Raw genomic sequence first — 14,061 nt, forward strand, 5'->3', positions numbered from 1 at the left:
ACCCCCGACCATGTGGAAACCCCTTGCCACCTCCGTGCTGACCGCCACGCTGGCCCTGTGCGCTACCCTGGCCCAGGCGCAGCCGCAGACCCAGGACGTGCCGCTGCGCATCGTGGTGGGCTATGCCCCCGGCGGCGCCACCGACCGCGTGGCCCGCATCGTGGCCGACAAGCTCGGCACCAAGCTCGGCACGCCCGTGATCGTGGAGAACAAGACCGGCGCGGGCGGCCGCCTCTCGGCCCAGGCCGTGAAGGCCGCGCCCGCCAACCAGCCCACGCTGCTGCTGGCCAACCCGGCCGTGATGCTGGTGGCGCCCCTGGTGTTCCCGGATGCGGGCTACGACCCCGAGCGCGACTTCCGCCCCGTGAGCCATGTGAACAACTACGAGTTCGGCGTGGCCGTCTCGACCGCTGTGCCCGTGAAGGAACTGCCGCACCTCATGGCCTGGCTGCGTGCCAACCCCGACAAGGCCAACTTCGGTGTGCCCGCCACGGGCAGCCTGCCGCATTTCTTCGGCCTGATGGTGGGCGACGCCGCCAAGGTGCGCGCCGAGGTGGTGGGCTACCGGGGCTCGGCGCCGTTGCTCAACGACCTGCTGGGCGGCCAGGTGCCCGTGGCGTTCGACACGTTTGACACCCTGCTGCCCCAGCACGAATCCGGCAAGATCCGCATCCTGGCGGTGTCGAGCGCCAAGCGCAGCCCGCTGGACGGAAAGATCCCCACCTTCAAGGAAAGCGGCATGGACCTGGCCGCCACGGGCTGGAACACCTTCTTTGCCCCCATGGGCATGCCCAAGGCCCAGGCCGAGCGCCTGGCCGGGCTGATCCACGAGGTGATGAAGGACCCGGACACCCAGCGCAAGTTCGAGGCCGCCAAGATGGAGCCCGTGGTGGCGACGATGGCGCAGACGGAAGCGATGCTCAAGGCCTACCGCGCGCAGTGGGCGCCGGTGGTGCAGCGCTCGGGTTTCAAGCCTTGACAGGAAGCACCCCCTGAGCGGCTTGGCCGCTTCCCCCTCGAGGGGGACGGCGGCCTTGCTGCGGGGCGGCCCTTGCTAGCCGCCCCTCGCAGCGGTCCTGCCCGTCGCAGAGACCGTGAGCCAAGCCTAGAGACACTGGACTTCGAGATGACCATCAAACCCCGTCCCAACATCATCTTCATCGTCGCCGACGACCTCGGCTATGCCGACCTGGGCTGCTACGGCGGGCGCGAGGCGGCCTTTGGCCCGGTGTCGCCCGTGCTCGACGGCCTGGCCGCCAACGGCCTCCAGCTTACGCAGGGCTATTCCAATTCGCCGGTGTGCTCGCCCACGCGCTTTGCGCTGATGACCGCGCGCTACCAGTACCGCCTGCGCGGCGCGGCCGAAGAGCCCATCAACAGCAAAAGCCGCGGTAGCACCACGCTCGGCCTGCCGCCCGAGCACCCCACGCTGCCCTCGCTGCTGCGCGCAGCGGGCTACCGCACGGCGCTCATGGGCAAGTGGCACCTGGGCTACCCACCGGCCTTCGGGCCGCAGCGCTCGGGCTACGAAGAATTTTTCGGCCCCATGTCGGGCGGGGTGGATTACTTCACGCACTGCAGCTCGGGCGGACAGCACGACCTGTACCTGGGCGAAGAAGAAAAGCAGCAGGACGGCTACCTCACCGACCTCATCACCGACCACGCGCTCGACTATGTGGAGCGCATGGCGCCGGGCGCGCAGGCCGGCACGCCGTTCTTCTTGAGCCTGCACTACACGGCGCCCCACTGGCCGTGGGAGACGCGCGACGACGAGGCGCTGGCGCAGGAGGTGAAGACCAACCTGTTCCACCTGCACGGCGGCAACATCGACACCTACCGCCGCATGATCCACCACATGGACGAGGGCATCGGCCGCCTCATGGCCGCGCTGCAGCGCCACGGCATCGACCGCGACACGCTGGTGGTCTTCACCAGCGACAACGGCGGCGAGCGCTTCTCGGACAGCTGGCCCCTGGTGGGCGGCAAGATGGATTTGACCGAAGGCGGCATCCGCGTGCCCTGGATTGCCCACTGGCCTGCCGTGATCGCCCCCGGCGGCGTGAGCGCGCAGACCTGCATGACCATGGACTGGTCGGCCACGATGCTCGATGCGGCCGGTGTGCCCGCTGCGCCGGACTACCCGCTGGACGGCCGCTCGCTCATGCCCCTGCTGCGCGATGCCGCCGTGCACGACGAGCCCGCGTTGTTCTGGCGCATGAACCACCGGGGCCAGCGCGCGATGCGCCAGGGCGACTGGAAGTACCTGCGCGTGGACGGCAACGACTACCTCTTCAACCTGGCGCAGGACGAGCGCGAGCGCGCCAACCGCGCGGGCGTGGAGCCGGAACGCCTGCAGGCCCTGCGCGCGGCGTGGGAGGCGTGGAATGCGTCCATGCCCGCGATCCCGGAGGATGCGACGGTGAGCCTGGGCTATTCGGCCAAGGACATGCCGCAGCGCTGAGAGCGGCTCACAAAGCGCTTCTGGCGTCGTTGCCGCGTCTTGTCGTACTGCGTCGTACTGCCTGCGACGCAGCGCCTGGCCAGAACCGCTTCGCTGGGTTTTGGTAGCCGCTCTGAGGCGGCTGCACGTCCGCGTCCCCGGGAGGGCGGGCAAGCCCTGTTGCCCGCCGGCAGGGCTTGCCGCTAGATTGGCGCCATGCCCGCCGCCCCTGTACTGACCCCGCCGCCCCTGCGCCAGTGGACGACCGATGTGGTCGCGCCGGCCGCGCGCCTGGACTTCTGGGTGGGCGCCATTTGCGAGGCCTTCCTGGAGATGGACTGCAGTTCGCGCGAGGCGCCGACCTTCGGGGGCGTGCTGCAGAGCCTGCCGCTCGCGGCCCTGTCGGTCAACCAGGTGCGCGCCTCCATGCAGGACGTGTACCGCACGCCGGCCGGCATCGCGCGCAGCCAGCAGCTGCCGTTCTACCTGATCGGCCAGTCCGAGACCGCGTGGCATCTGCGCCAGGACGGCCAGGTGGCCCACCTGCGCCCGGGCGATGTGGCGCTGGTGGACTCGGCCCGGCCGTATGAATTGCATTTCCCGGACGGGGTGAACTGTGTGTCGCTGCAGCTGCCGCGTGCCTGGGTGGGCCAGTGGCTGGCGCAGGCCGAGGCGCGCGGACCCCGTGTGGCCTGGCGCGACCAGGGCTGGGGCCAGAGCCTGGGGGCGCTGGCCGTGCAGCTCGCACGCGACCCGGCCTCGGCACAGGCCCTGCCGGGCGCGCTGCTGTCGGACCACCTGGGGGCGCTGCTGGGCGCCGCGCTGGAGCCGCCCCGGGCGCCCGTCCCTTCTGCGGCGCAGGGGCTGCACGCCCATCTGTGCGGCCTGCTGCGCGCCCGCATCGACCAGCCCGGCGTCTCGGCCCCGGCCCTGGCGCAGGAGGCCGGTGTCTCCCTGCGCACCCTGCACCGCGCGTTTGCGGCGCAGGGCCAGACCTTTGCGGGCACGCTGCGCCAGATGCGGCTGGTGCGTGCGGGCGAGTTGCTGCGCCGGCCCCAGTTGACGCACGTGGCGGTGGCCGAGATCGGGCGGCGTTGCGGCTTTGCCGATGCCTCGCACTTCGCGCGGGCCTTTCAGCGCGCCATGGGCGTGCCGCCCGCGCAGTGGCGGCGCGGCGGCTGAACCGCTGGCACGCGCAGCACAGCGCTCTGGCACGCCCAGACCATCCTCGCCCAGGTCTTCTTCGTAAGGTAGCGCCAGGGCCGGGCATGTCGCCCGGCCTGGCAAAAAACTACCGAAGGAGACAAGCATGGCGGATACCTATGTCCTGGTCCATGGCGCCTGGCACACCGGCGCCGAGATGGAGGCCACGGCCGGCCACCTGCGCGCACGCGGCCACACCGTGCTGTGCCCCACCCTGGCCGGCAACCGGCCGGGCGACGACCGCGCGGCCACGGGCCTGGCCGATGCGGTGGATTCGCTTGCGGCCTTCATCGAGGGCCAGGGCCTCACCGACGTGCGCCTGGTGGGCCACAGCTATGGCGGCATGGCCATCAGCCACATGCCCGCGCGGCTGCCGGGGCGCATCCGCCGGCTGGTGTACTGGAATGCCTTTGTGCCGCAGCAGGGCGAATGCCTCAATGACCTGGTGCCGCCGCACTACCGCGCGCTGTTCGACGAGGTCGCGGCGGCCAGCGGCAATGCGGTGATGCTGCCCTACCCGATCTGGCGCGAGGCCTTCATCAACGATGCCGACGAGGCCCTGGCGAAAAGCAGCTATGCGCTGCTCAACCCGCACCCCTACCGCACCTTCACCGAGCCGGCGCAACTGCCCGTGCCGCTGGCGGCGCTGGAGATCGGCAAGAGCTACCTGAATGCGCAGCAGGACACTGCGCTGCCCCACAGCCTGCCCTGGCACCCGCGCCTGTCGGAGCGCCTGGGCCTGTTCCGCCTGGTGGAATGCCCGGGCAGCCACGAGATCTGCTTTACCGACCCGGCGCTGGCGGCGGCCAGCATCGAGCGGGCGGGGCGGGACTGATGTGGAGCACCCCCTGAGGCGCTGCGCGCCTTCCCCCTGGAAGGGGGACGACGCCCTTGCTGCGGGGCGGCCCTTGCTCGGCGTCCCTGGGCTGCGGAGTGCCCGTTACGGAGGTCGGGGCATGGCAGGCCCCGTGGCTGCGGGATTTTGGTATTTTGGGGCTCTACCGATTGATGGATAAGCGCTACCAGCTATTGATTTAATAGCGTCCCGCTTTTCCCCGCCTCCAGCAGCCGCGTGAGCAGCGGGTGCATCACTTTGCGGGCGCTGTAGATCAGGTGGAACTGCTCCTGCACATCGGGCGTGGTGCCCACCTGCACCAGGCCGTGGGTGTGCGCCAGGTGCTCGCCCAGCGACACGGGCGCGGGCATCACGCCCATGCCGGTGGCGGCAAAGGTGCTGAGCAGGGCGCTGTCCTCGAACTCCCCGGCGATGTGCGGGCGGATGCGCTCGCGCTCCAGCCAGTGGTCGATGCGCGCGCGCATGGCCGCGTGGTCGGTGGGCAGCAGCACGGGCACCACGGCCAGGCTGTGCGGGAAGTCCTGGGCTGCCGCCTCGGCCCACAGTGGCGGCGCGTACCAGGCGATGGCACTCGTGCCCAGCAGTTGGCTGGTGGTGCGCAGCGCGCGGTTGGGGGGCGCTGCGCGGTCGGCCAGCACCGCGTCGAGCTTGTGCAGCGCCAGTTCGCCCAGCAGCGGCTGGAACTCGCCCTCGTGGCACAGCAGGCGCAGGTGGGGCTCGTCCAGCACGGGCGTCAGCAGCCGGTGCACGGCCAGCTTGGCGATGCCGTCGGAGATGCCCAGGTTGAGGCGCAGCGTCTGGCCGGTGGCGGCCTCGCGCACGCGCACGGGCAGCAGCTCGCCCAGCGCAAAGATGTGGTCCGCCTCGTGCAGCGCGGCCACGCCGGCGTCGGTGAGCACCAGGTTGCGGCCCTCGGTGCGCAGCAGGGCGACGCCCAAGGCTTTCTCCAGCTCGCGCACCTGGGCGCTGATGGTCTGCACGGCCATGTCCAGCCGCTCGGCGGCGCGCGCGATGCCGCCTTCCTTGGCCACCACCCAGAAGTAGAAAAGATGGCGGTAGTTGAAGGTCTGGCTCATGGGGGGCTTTCGAGGGGTGAAATCCATTTGGTTCGTAAAAACCGAACCAATGCTATCAATATGACAGGTTTTTAAGAATCTATTCCATCCCTACAGTGCGGGGCTGTTGCCGGGGCGGGTGCCCGGCAGTACAAGTACAGATTTCCCCTTTGGAGAAAGAAAATCATGGAAACGATAGGAACCTGGTGGATGTGGGCGGGCTTTGCCGTCTTTGTGGTGGTGGCCATTGCCATCGACCTGTTGGTGATGGAGCGCCAGGGCGCGCACAAGGTCACGATGAAAGAGGCCGTGCGCTGGAGCCTGCTGTGGTTCTCGCTGGCCTTTGTGTTCGTGGGCCTGCTGTGGTGGTACCTGGATGGCAGCCAGGGCCGAGAGGTGGCCAACACCGTGTCCATGCAGTTCATCACCGGCTACCTGGTGGAGAAGAGCCTGTCCATCGACAACATCTTCGTGTTCCTGATGCTGTTCAGCTACTTCGCCGTGCCGCCGCAGTACCAAAAGCGCGCACTCATCATCGGCATCATCGGCGCCATCGTGCTGCGCACGCTGCTGATCCTGGCGGGCGCCTGGCTGCTGGCCACCTTCCACTGGCTGCTGTATGTGTTTGGCGCGTTCCTGGTGGTCACGGGCGTGAAGATGTGGTTTGCCGCCGGGCAGGAGCCCGACATCGCCACCAACCCGGTGCTCACGCTGCTGAAGAAGCGCATCCGCATCACCGACCAGTTCGATGGCGAAAAGCTCAGTACGCTGATCAACGGCGTGAAGCACTACACCCCGCTGTTCGTGGTGCTGGTGCTCATCGGCACCACCGACATCATCTTCGCGGTGGACAGCATCCCGGCCATCTTCGCGATCACCAGCGACCCGTTCATCGTGCTCACGGCCAACGTGTTCGCCATCCTGGGCCTGCGCGCGCTGTACTTCCTGCTGGCGGACCTGGCCAACCGCTTCCACCTGCTGGCCTATGGCCTGGCCCTGGTGCTGGTGTTCATCGGCGGCAAGATGCTGCTGATCGATCTGGTGAAGATCCCGATCGGCTATGCGCTGCTGGTGACGGCCGGGCTGATTGCCGGCTCCATCTTCCTGTCGCTGCGCAGCTCGGGCGAAAGCGCCCATGGCGCTCCCGCACAACCCCGCAAGGACTGAGGAGCCAGGCCATGGACCTTCTCGACTCCGTGATGCTGTGCGTGCTGTTCGGCCTGCTGGCGGCCACGTTCGTGGCCCACCGCGCGGGCAACGAGCGGCGCGATGTGGGGCTGCTGCTCTCGCTGTCGGCCCTGTGGGGCGCCGGCACGGCCGCTGCCCTGGCCTGGGTCTGACCCGGTGGTGATGCCCATGCTGTGCACTGTGCGCCGCTGGCTGCGCGGGCTGGAGCCCCGCGCACGGGTCTACCTGGAGCGCGGCTGGCTGTCGCGCTACCACCCCTGGATGGAGCGGCGCGCGCTGTTCCGCTTCCAGCGCCAGCCGCTGGCGCGCGGGGTGGCGGCGGGCATGTTCTGCGGGCTGATCCCCGGCCCGCTGCAGATCCCTGGCACGCTGCTGGTGTGCGCCTGGCTGCGCGGCAACATCGTGGCCGGCGGTGCGGCCACGTTCTACACCAACCCGCTCACCACCGTGCCGCTGTATGTGCTGGCCTTCTACCTGGGCGCGTTGGTGATGCCCGGCGAGCAGGTGCTGCCCGCCTGGGGCAGCGTGGCGCCGGGTGGCGACCTGTCGGTGCAGGCGCTGGGCGCCTGGATGCAGGCCCTGGGCACGCCGCTGCTGGTGGGCTTGCCCACCTTGGGCCTGCTGCTCGCGGCGTTGGGTTATGCCACGGTGCAGCTGCTGTGGCTGGCGCCGGCCCTGCAGCGCAAGCGGCGCCTGGCACGCAGCCGCTGAGCGCCGTTCCGCGCAAGGGGCGCAGCATGTGGGCGCAGCGCCCGCCAGCGCCACCGTGGAGCTGGCTTTGCCAGGCCACGGGTGGCGTCCCCCTGAGGGGGAAGCGGCGCAGCCGCTCAGGGGGCTCAATCCAGCTTGACGCCCACCTTGGTGATCACCCGGCCCCACTTCTCGCGCTCTGTGCGCGCAAAGCTGCCCATCTGCGCTGCGGTGCCGGGCATGGGCTCCACGCCCAGCGCCTGCAGGCGGGCCTTGGTGCGGGTGTCGGCCAGCGCGGTCTGCAGGGCCCGGCTGAAATTCGCCACCACCTCGGCCGATGCGCCCGTGGGTGCCACGATGCCCTGCCAGGCATAGCCCTCGAAGCCCTGCAGGCCCTGTTCGGCAATGGTGGGCACATCGGGCATGGTGGCCACGCGCTGCGGGCTGGCTACGCCAATGGCGCGCACCTTGTGGCCCGCGAGGAACGGGTACACCGTGGCGCTGTCGATCCACATGGCCGACACCTGGCCGCCGATCACGTCCTGGATGGCGGGTGCGGCACCCCGGTAGGGCACATGCGTGAGCTTGAGGCCGCTTTGCTCGCGGAACAGCTCGCCCACCAGGTGGTGCGGGCTGCCCGGCCCGGCCGATGCCCAGTTCACGCCGTCGGGCTGGCCCTTGGCCCAGGCCGTGAACTCCTTGAGGCTCTTGGCCGGCACGCTGTTGGACACCACCAGGAACATCGGGAAGCGCACCAGCAGGCCCACGGGCTGGAAGTCCTTCTCGGCGTTGTAGGCGAGCTTGCTGAACAAGAAGGGGTTGGCCGCCAGCGTGGCGAAGTCGGCCGAGAAGATCAGGTTGCCGTAGTCCTTGTTGCGTGCGCTGTATTCGGCGGCGATGTTGGTGCCCGCGCCGGGCTTGTTGTTGATGATGATGGGGCGGCCCAGCGTGGCCGACATGGATTCGGAAATCGTGCGCGCCACGATGTCCGAGCCGCCGCCGGCGGCATAGCCCACCACCCACTCCAGCGGCTTGGGGTCCTGGGCATGGGCCAGGGGGAGGGCGGTGGCCAGGGCCAGCCCGGCCAGGGTGGCGAGGAAATGTTTGCGCTGCATGGGGTTGTCTCCGAGGTGTTGTCAAAAAATCAAGGCAAAGCCCGGGCCTGGCACCGTCTGCGCGGTGCTGAAGCCGTGGGGGGGAAGGGGTGCGGGGGCTAGGCCGCCACCGCGTGGGTGGGTACCACCGGTGTGATGGCCGGGGTGGTGCGCCGGTCTGCCATGGGCAGGGCGCTGCCGCGCGCCAGCTGCAGGGCGTGTTGCAGGGTGGCCTGGTCACCGATGTGGTTGGCCAGCAGCAGCACCAGGCGCGCGTTCATCGCGTGGCTCTCGGGGGTCGAGAGGCCCTGGTGCGCAGCGATCAGCGCTTCATAAAAATCGTCGCAGGCCTGCAGGTTCGGTTGGGTGTTCAGCATGTTGGCGTGTTCCTTGTCATGCGGCGAGCGCGCGGGCCAGGGCCTGGCGCACGGCGGCGTCGGTGGGCGCGCGCCAGCGTGCGCACACATGCTGGTCGGGGCGCACCAGGTAAGCGGTGCCGGGCTGGGCGTTCAGCCGCTCTTTGGCCAGGCCCTGGGCGTCCTGCACGTCCACGCCAATTTGCAGGACCTGCACCTGGGGCGAAAGCGCCTGGGCCCAGGCGGGTGCCGCGCCAAAGGTGATGAGCGTGAAGTCCGGCCCCAGCGCGCGCAGCAGCCAGGTGGGCTGGCCTTGCTGGGTCAACGGTGCGTCCAGCAGCACGGCGCCGGGCACCTGCGTGCCGGCAAAGGTATCGGTGTCGGGGGTGTTCAGCGGCGATTCGCACAGCGTGGCCGGCACCGACAGGCGTCCGCTGTTGACGATGCGCCGCGCAAACGCATGCTCGCGCGCCAGGTGCAGCGCGGCGTCGCGGAACAGGCGGCTCACCTCGCTCTTGGGCGTGATGAAGTCGGTGGCGCGGGTGGAGTTGCACAGGTTCTCGTCGGCTGCGTATTCGCGCTCAGGCCCATAGGTGGCGAGCAGGGCGGGGCCGGCGCGGCCCTGGAGCACCCAGTCGAGCTTCCAGGCCAGGTTCTCGGCATCCTGCACGCCGCTGTTGGCGCCGCGGGCTCCAAAGGGCGACACCCCGTGTGCGCTGTCGCCCGCAAACACCACGCGGCCGTGCACGAACTGGTCCATGCGCAGGCAGGCAAAGGTGTAGACGCTGGCCCAGTCCAGCTCGAACTGTGCCTCCGCACCCAGCAGCGCCTTCACGCGCGGGAGGATGTTCTCGGGTTTTTTCTCCTCCTCGGGGTCGGCATCCCAGCCCAGCTGGAAGTCGATGCGCCACACGTTGTCGGGCTGGCGATGCAGCAGCACGCTTTGGTTGGGATGAAAGGGCGGGTCGAACCAGAACCAGCGCTCGGTCGGAAAGTCTGCATCGCCCGCCAGCTTCACGTCGGCGATCAGGAAGCGGTCCTGGAAGATGCGGCCCTTGCTTTCCAGCCCCAGCATCTGCCGCGTGGGCGAGCGCGATCCGTCGCAGGCCACCAGCCACTGGGCGTCGATCTGGTACGCGCCATCCGGTGTGTCAATGCTGAGCAACGCGCCATCGTCCCGCGCAGCTACGGCCGCCACCTTGTTGTGCCAGCGGATGTCGATGCCCGGCAACTGCAGCGCGCGCTCCACCAGGTAGGCCTCGGCGTAGTACTGCTGCAGGTTGATGAAGGCCGGGCGCTCGTGGCCCTCTTCGGGCAGCAGGTTGAATTCGTAGAGCTGTTCGTCTTTCAGGAACACCTTGCCCAGGTTCCACGACACGCCCTTGTCCACCATGGGCTGGCCCACGCCCAGGCGGTCCCAGATTTCGAGCGTGCGCTTGGCAAAACAGATGGCGCGCGAGCCGATGGAGAGCTTGTGGTCGTTGTCCAGCACCACCACACGCTGCCCGCGCTGGGCCAGGTCGATGGCCAGCGACAGGCCCACAGGGCCCGCGCCGATGACCACGATGGGGTGCTGCGCGGGTTGGGCGCTGTCCTGGTCGGGCGAGCGCACGTAGCCGAAATCGATGGCCTGCACCTCGGCGCCACTGGCGTGGAAGGCTTCGGCGGGAATGTCTCTGGGGTTCATGTTCTACGACCTTTGTGTTTTGATCGATTGCCTGATGTAGAGAGCTGACCTTTGCAACTGGCGCGCCCCAAGCGAGGGACGCCAAGCAAGGGCCGCCCCGCAGCGAGGGCGTCGTCCCCCTTCCCGCAGCGCGCAGCGGTGCGAGAGAAGGGGGAAGGCGCGCAGCGCCTCAGGGGGTTGTTCTCTATTCAGCCTTCCAATGCCTTCCACATCTGAATGTCGCGCTCGGCGGTCCAGATGCGCGGGTCGGGGTATTGCGTGGCCTCGTCGTAGGCGCGGGTCACGTCAAACGGCATGCAGTGGTTGAAGATCACCCAGTGCCCATACTTGGGCTGCAGTTGGGCAAAGGTGGCTTCGTAGACCTTGCGCAGGTCTTCGCCCTTGGCCGCACTGGCTTTCACGCTCTCGTACAGGTCGCTGATGAAGGCGCGCGTGCCGGCCAGGCCCGCCTGCACCTGCTCGGGCGTCTGCAGCGCCGCGCCGCGCCCGGGCACCAGCTTTTCGGGCTTCAGTGCCGCGATGTTGTCCAGCGTTTGCGGCCAGTCCTGGAAGTACGCATCGCCCGCATACGGCGTGGCGTCGAACTCCACCAGGTCGCCGCTGAACAGGATCTTTTCCTGCGGCAGCCAGGCCACCGTGTCGCCCTTGGTGTGGCCCCGGCCCAGCTGAAGGATCTGCACTTCCACGCTGCCCAGCCACAGGGTCATCTTCTTGTTGAAGGTCATCGTGGGCCAGGTCAGGCCGTCGGGCACGCTTTCGACGTTCTGGAACAGGCGCGGGAAGCGGCCGATCTCGCTGTCCTTGTCGAACTGGCCGCGCTCCACGATGAGGTCGCGCGTGTCCTCGCTGGCGATGACGTGCTCCGCGCCATAGGCGCTGGCGCCCAGCACGCGCACCGCGTGATAGTGGCTCAGCAGCACGTACTTGATGGGCTTGTCGGTGACTTCGCGGATGCGGCGGATCACGTCCTGCGCCATCACGGGGGTGGCCTGGGTGTCGATGACCATCACCGCGTCATCGCCAATGATGATGCCGGTGTTGGGGTCGCCCTCGGCCGTGTAGGCATAGGCGTGGTCGGAGAGCTTGTCGAAGCTCACCTTCTTCACTTCGAGGTCGGCGGCGGAGGCAAAGGTTTTGACGGTGCTCATGGTGGTGATTTGTTAATGGTGAATGCGTTTATCTAAACGGAATGTGTTGATGTTAGGCAAGAAATTTGTTTATGTCTAACGCATTTGTTTAGGTGTAAACCCGAAGGGGTGAGCGGCGTCGCGCTGCGTGGACAATCGCCGCATGGCCACCACGACTCCCGACCTGCCCCCCACCGACGACGAAGACACGCCCCGCAGCCCGCGCGGCATCCAGAGCGTGGAGGTGGGCGGCCAGTTGCTGAAAGTGCTGGCGCGCACCGGCCGCCGCATGGCGCTCAAGGACCTGGCCCGCGCGGCCGACATGACGGCCGCCAAGGCCCATCCCTACCTGGTGAGTTTTGGCAAGCTGGGCCTCATCGAGCAGGACGCCGTGAGTGGCCACTACGGCCTGGGCCCGCTGGCCATGCAGCTGGGCCTGATCAGCCTGCAGCAGGTGGACCCGGTGCGCCTGGCCATTGCCGAGCTGCCCGCGCTGGCCCAGCGCATCGGCTACACCGTGTCGGCCTCGGTCTGGGGCGACAACGGCCCCACCATCATTCGCGTCGAAGAAGGCCCCACGGCCGTGTACGTGGCCATGCGCCACGGCACCACGGCCTCGGTGCGCCACACGGCCACGGGCAAGGTGTTTGCGGCCTTTGGGTCGCGCGAACGCGCCGCCGCTGCTTTGGCGGCCGAAGGGTTTGCGGGGGCTTTGGATGAACCCGCGTTTGCGGCCGAGCTGGACGCGGTGCGCACGCACCAGGTGGCGCAGGTGACGGACCAACTCCTGCCCGGCATCAGCGCGCTGGCGACGCCGGTGTTCGACGGGTTTGGACAGCTGGTGCTGTGCCTGGCGGTGATCGGGCCCAGCGCCACGTTGCAGACGGGGCCAGACAGCGCCGCTGCTGGCCATCTGCGTGAGGCTGCGCGGGGCCTGTCGTTGCGGCTGGGCGCCGCCCAGGGCGCAGCGCGCGCCTGATGCGCCGGCCTAGGCCGCGCGGGCGAGCGCCTGGTCCACATCCCACAGGATGTCGCCCAAGTCCTCAATCCCCACCGACAGCCGCACCATGTCCGCGCGCACCCCCGCGCGGGCCAGCTCTTCGTCATTGAGTTGGCGGTGGGTGGTCGATGCGGGGTGGATCACCAGCGTCTTGGCGTCGCCGATGTTGGCCAGGTGGCTCAAAAACTCGCAGGCGTCGATGAACTTTTCGCCCGCCGCCGCGCCGCCCTTGACGCCAAACGTGAGGATGCCCGAGGCGCCGGGCGTGCCGTCCACCACGCGGAACTGCTTTTGCGCCAGATCGAAATACGGCGAATCCGCCAGGCCTGGGTAGTTGACCCACGCCACCTGCGGGTGGCTTTGCAAAAATTTCGCCACGGCCAGCGCATTGCGGCAGTGCTCGCGCATGCGCAGGTGCAGCGTTTCGGCGCCCTGCAGCAGCTGCCACGCGTTCATGGGTGAGAGCACGCCGCCAAAGGTGCGGTTGACCTCCATGCGCGCCTTCATCGTGTAGCCAAAGTCGCCAAAGGTCTCGTAGAACTTCACGCCGTGGTAGGCGCGGCTGGGCTCCACCATCTCGGGGAATTGGCCGTTGTCCCACGGAAACTTGCCACCCTCCACCACCACACCGCCCATGGTCGTGCCGTGGCCGCCGATGTACTTGGTGGCGCTGTGCACCACGATGTCGGCACCGAGCGCCAGGGGGTTGCACAGGTAGGGGCTGGCCACCGTGTTGTCGATGACGAGCGGCACGCCGTGTGCATGCGCCACCCCGGCCACGGCTGCGATGTCGAGCACGTTGACCAGCGGGTTGCCGATGGTTTCGCCATACACGGCGCGGGTGTTGGGGCGCATGGCGCGCGCAAAGTTCTCGGGGTCGGCCGGGTCCACAAACGTGGTCTCGATGCCCAGACGCGAAAAGCCCACGCCCAGCTGCCCCACCGTGCCGCCGTAGAGCGTGCTGGCCGCCACGATGTGGTCGCCGGTTTTCAGAATGGCCAGCAGCGCCGCCATCTGCGCGGCCATGCCGCTGGCGCAGGCCAGGGCGGCGCGGCCGTTTTCGAGGCTCGCAATGCGCTCCTCGAACACCGCCACGGTGGGGTTGCTGATGCGGCTGTAGACATTGCCAAAGGTCTGCAGGTTGAACAGGCTGCTCGCGTGTTCGGCGTTGTCGAACACAAAGCTGGTCGTCTGGTGGATGGGCGTGGCGCGCGCGCCGGTCACCGGGTCGGGCTGAGCACCGGCGTGGATGGCGCGGGTGCCAAAGCCAAAGGCGCGGTCGGCGCCGGAGGGTGGGTTGGTGGGCATGGGTTTGAATCAAATAGGCCGGTAGGGCTTTGGGGGTAAGCGCAAGCAGCTATGAAT

14 protein-coding genes are annotated in these 14,061 nt (G+C 68.6%); 8 read left to right on the forward strand and 6 right to left on the reverse strand.

Annotated features, from left to right (window positions below; all coding sequences use genetic code 11):
* Positions 1-10: 10 nt before the first annotated feature.
* From DBV10_RS16810 to DBV10_RS16825, 4 genes are all read left to right on the forward strand, one after another.
* On the forward strand, positions 11-979 hold the full coding sequence (locus DBV10_RS16810; protein WP_124514734.1) for a tripartite tricarboxylate transporter substrate-binding protein: 969 nt from the start codon (positions 11-13) through the stop codon (positions 977-979).
* A gap of 147 nt (positions 980-1,126) precedes the next feature.
* Positions 1,127-2,461: a sulfatase gene (locus tag DBV10_RS16815; protein WP_124514735.1), complete on the forward strand. Its 1,335-nt coding sequence runs from the start codon at positions 1,127-1,129 to the stop codon at positions 2,459-2,461.
* Between the two features lie 195 nt (positions 2,462-2,656).
* The gene (locus DBV10_RS16820) at positions 2,657-3,622 is read left to right on the forward strand and encodes a helix-turn-helix domain-containing protein (protein WP_124514736.1); all 966 of its coding nucleotides are present in this window, start codon (positions 2,657-2,659) and stop codon (positions 3,620-3,622) included.
* Between the two features lie 127 nt (positions 3,623-3,749).
* The gene (locus tag DBV10_RS16825) at positions 3,750-4,478 is read left to right on the forward strand and encodes an alpha/beta fold hydrolase (protein ID WP_124514737.1); all 729 of its coding nucleotides are present in this window, start codon (positions 3,750-3,752) and stop codon (positions 4,476-4,478) included.
* 191 nt (positions 4,479-4,669) lie between these two features.
* Here the strand turns inward: DBV10_RS16825 and DBV10_RS16835 are convergent, their stop codons facing one another.
* On the reverse strand, positions 4,670-5,575 hold the full coding sequence (locus tag DBV10_RS16835) for a LysR family transcriptional regulator (protein WP_124514739.1): 906 nt from the start codon (positions 5,573-5,575) through the stop codon (positions 4,670-4,672).
* A 165-nt stretch (positions 5,576-5,740) separates the two neighbouring features.
* On the opposite strand from DBV10_RS16835, the gene DBV10_RS16840 reads away from it, so the two are divergent.
* Genes DBV10_RS16840 through DBV10_RS16845 form a run of 3 tightly spaced genes read left to right on the forward strand, consistent with a single transcriptional unit; the run spans position 5,741 to position 7,453 of the window.
* Complete coding sequence (locus DBV10_RS16840; protein ID WP_124514740.1) at positions 5,741-6,721, forward strand: TerC family protein; 981 nt, start codon at positions 5,741-5,743, stop codon at positions 6,719-6,721.
* An 11-nt stretch (positions 6,722-6,732) separates the two neighbouring features.
* Positions 6,733-6,894: a hypothetical protein gene (locus DBV10_RS22920; RefSeq protein ID WP_199740132.1), complete on the forward strand. Its 162-nt coding sequence runs from the start codon at positions 6,733-6,735 to the stop codon at positions 6,892-6,894.
* Positions 6,895-6,910: 16 nt separating this feature from the next.
* The gene (locus DBV10_RS16845; RefSeq protein ID WP_124514741.1) at positions 6,911-7,453 is read left to right on the forward strand and encodes a DUF2062 domain-containing protein; all 543 of its coding nucleotides are present in this window, start codon (positions 6,911-6,913) and stop codon (positions 7,451-7,453) included.
* 125 nt (positions 7,454-7,578) lie between these two features.
* Here DBV10_RS16845 and DBV10_RS16850 read toward each other — a convergent pair whose 3' ends face one another.
* The 4 genes from DBV10_RS16850 to DBV10_RS16865 all read right to left on the reverse strand — a co-directional run bounded on the left by DBV10_RS16850 (position 7,579) and on the right by DBV10_RS16865 (position 11,717).
* Positions 7,579-8,547, reverse strand: a complete 969-nt coding sequence (locus DBV10_RS16850; RefSeq protein WP_124514742.1) for a tripartite tricarboxylate transporter substrate binding protein — start codon at positions 8,545-8,547, stop codon at positions 7,579-7,581.
* Positions 8,548-8,645: 98 nt separating this feature from the next.
* A complete protein-coding gene (locus DBV10_RS16855; RefSeq protein ID WP_124514743.1) occupies positions 8,646-8,903 on the reverse strand; it encodes a DUF2783 domain-containing protein in 258 nt (85 codons plus the stop codon).
* Between the two features lie 16 nt (positions 8,904-8,919).
* Positions 8,920-10,569, reverse strand: a complete 1,650-nt coding sequence (locus DBV10_RS16860) for an FAD-dependent oxidoreductase (RefSeq protein WP_124514744.1) — start codon at positions 10,567-10,569, stop codon at positions 8,920-8,922.
* Between the two features lie 188 nt (positions 10,570-10,757).
* Positions 10,758-11,717: an MBL fold metallo-hydrolase gene (locus tag DBV10_RS16865; RefSeq protein WP_124514745.1), complete on the reverse strand. Its 960-nt coding sequence runs from the start codon at positions 11,715-11,717 to the stop codon at positions 10,758-10,760.
* Between the two features lie 142 nt (positions 11,718-11,859).
* Here DBV10_RS16865 and DBV10_RS16870 point away from each other — a divergent pair, with 142 nt between their 5' ends.
* The gene (locus DBV10_RS16870; protein WP_124514746.1) at positions 11,860-12,675 is read left to right on the forward strand and encodes an IclR family transcriptional regulator; all 816 of its coding nucleotides are present in this window, start codon (positions 11,860-11,862) and stop codon (positions 12,673-12,675) included.
* A 9-nt stretch (positions 12,676-12,684) separates the two neighbouring features.
* On the opposite strand, the gene DBV10_RS16875 is transcribed toward DBV10_RS16870, so the two are convergent.
* Positions 12,685-14,004, reverse strand: a complete 1,320-nt coding sequence (locus DBV10_RS16875) for an O-acetylhomoserine aminocarboxypropyltransferase/cysteine synthase family protein (protein WP_124514747.1) — start codon at positions 14,002-14,004, stop codon at positions 12,685-12,687.
* Positions 14,005-14,061 lie beyond the last annotated feature (57 nt).

The organism is Acidovorax sp. FJL06 (assembly GCF_003852545.1).
Lineage (GTDB): Bacteria > Pseudomonadota > Gammaproteobacteria > Burkholderiales > Burkholderiaceae_C > Acidovorax.

Excerpts from the sequence above, each read along its gene's own strand:
- DBV10_RS16810 (WP_124514734.1), top strand. The coding sequence starts at position 11 with ATGTGGAAACCCCTTGCCACCTCCGTGCTGACCGCCACGCTGGCCCTG.
- DBV10_RS16815 (WP_124514735.1), top strand. The coding sequence starts at position 1,127 with ATGACCATCAAACCCCGTCCCAACATCATCTTCATCGTCGCCGACGAC.
- DBV10_RS16820 (WP_124514736.1), top strand. The coding sequence starts at position 2,657 with ATGCCCGCCGCCCCTGTACTGACCCCGCCGCCCCTGCGCCAGTGGACG.
- DBV10_RS16825 (WP_124514737.1), top strand. The coding sequence starts at position 3,750 with ATGGCGGATACCTATGTCCTGGTCCATGGCGCCTGGCACACCGGCGCC.
- DBV10_RS16835 (WP_124514739.1), bottom strand. The coding sequence starts at position 5,575 with ATGAGCCAGACCTTCAACTACCGCCATCTTTTCTACTTCTGGGTGGTG.
- DBV10_RS16840 (WP_124514740.1), top strand. The coding sequence starts at position 5,741 with ATGGAAACGATAGGAACCTGGTGGATGTGGGCGGGCTTTGCCGTCTTT.
- DBV10_RS22920 (WP_199740132.1), top strand. The coding sequence starts at position 6,733 with ATGGACCTTCTCGACTCCGTGATGCTGTGCGTGCTGTTCGGCCTGCTG.
- DBV10_RS16845 (WP_124514741.1), top strand. The coding sequence starts at position 6,911 with ATGCTGTGCACTGTGCGCCGCTGGCTGCGCGGGCTGGAGCCCCGCGCA.
- DBV10_RS16850 (WP_124514742.1), bottom strand. The coding sequence starts at position 8,547 with ATGCAGCGCAAACATTTCCTCGCCACCCTGGCCGGGCTGGCCCTGGCC.
- DBV10_RS16855 (WP_124514743.1), bottom strand. The coding sequence starts at position 8,903 with ATGCTGAACACCCAACCGAACCTGCAGGCCTGCGACGATTTTTATGAA.
- DBV10_RS16860 (WP_124514744.1), bottom strand. The coding sequence starts at position 10,569 with ATGAACCCCAGAGACATTCCCGCCGAAGCCTTCCACGCCAGTGGCGCC.
- DBV10_RS16865 (WP_124514745.1), bottom strand. The coding sequence starts at position 11,717 with ATGAGCACCGTCAAAACCTTTGCCTCCGCCGCCGACCTCGAAGTGAAG.
- DBV10_RS16870 (WP_124514746.1), top strand. The coding sequence starts at position 11,860 with ATGGCCACCACGACTCCCGACCTGCCCCCCACCGACGACGAAGACACG.
- DBV10_RS16875 (WP_124514747.1), bottom strand. The coding sequence starts at position 14,004 with ATGCCCACCAACCCACCCTCCGGCGCCGACCGCGCCTTTGGCTTTGGC.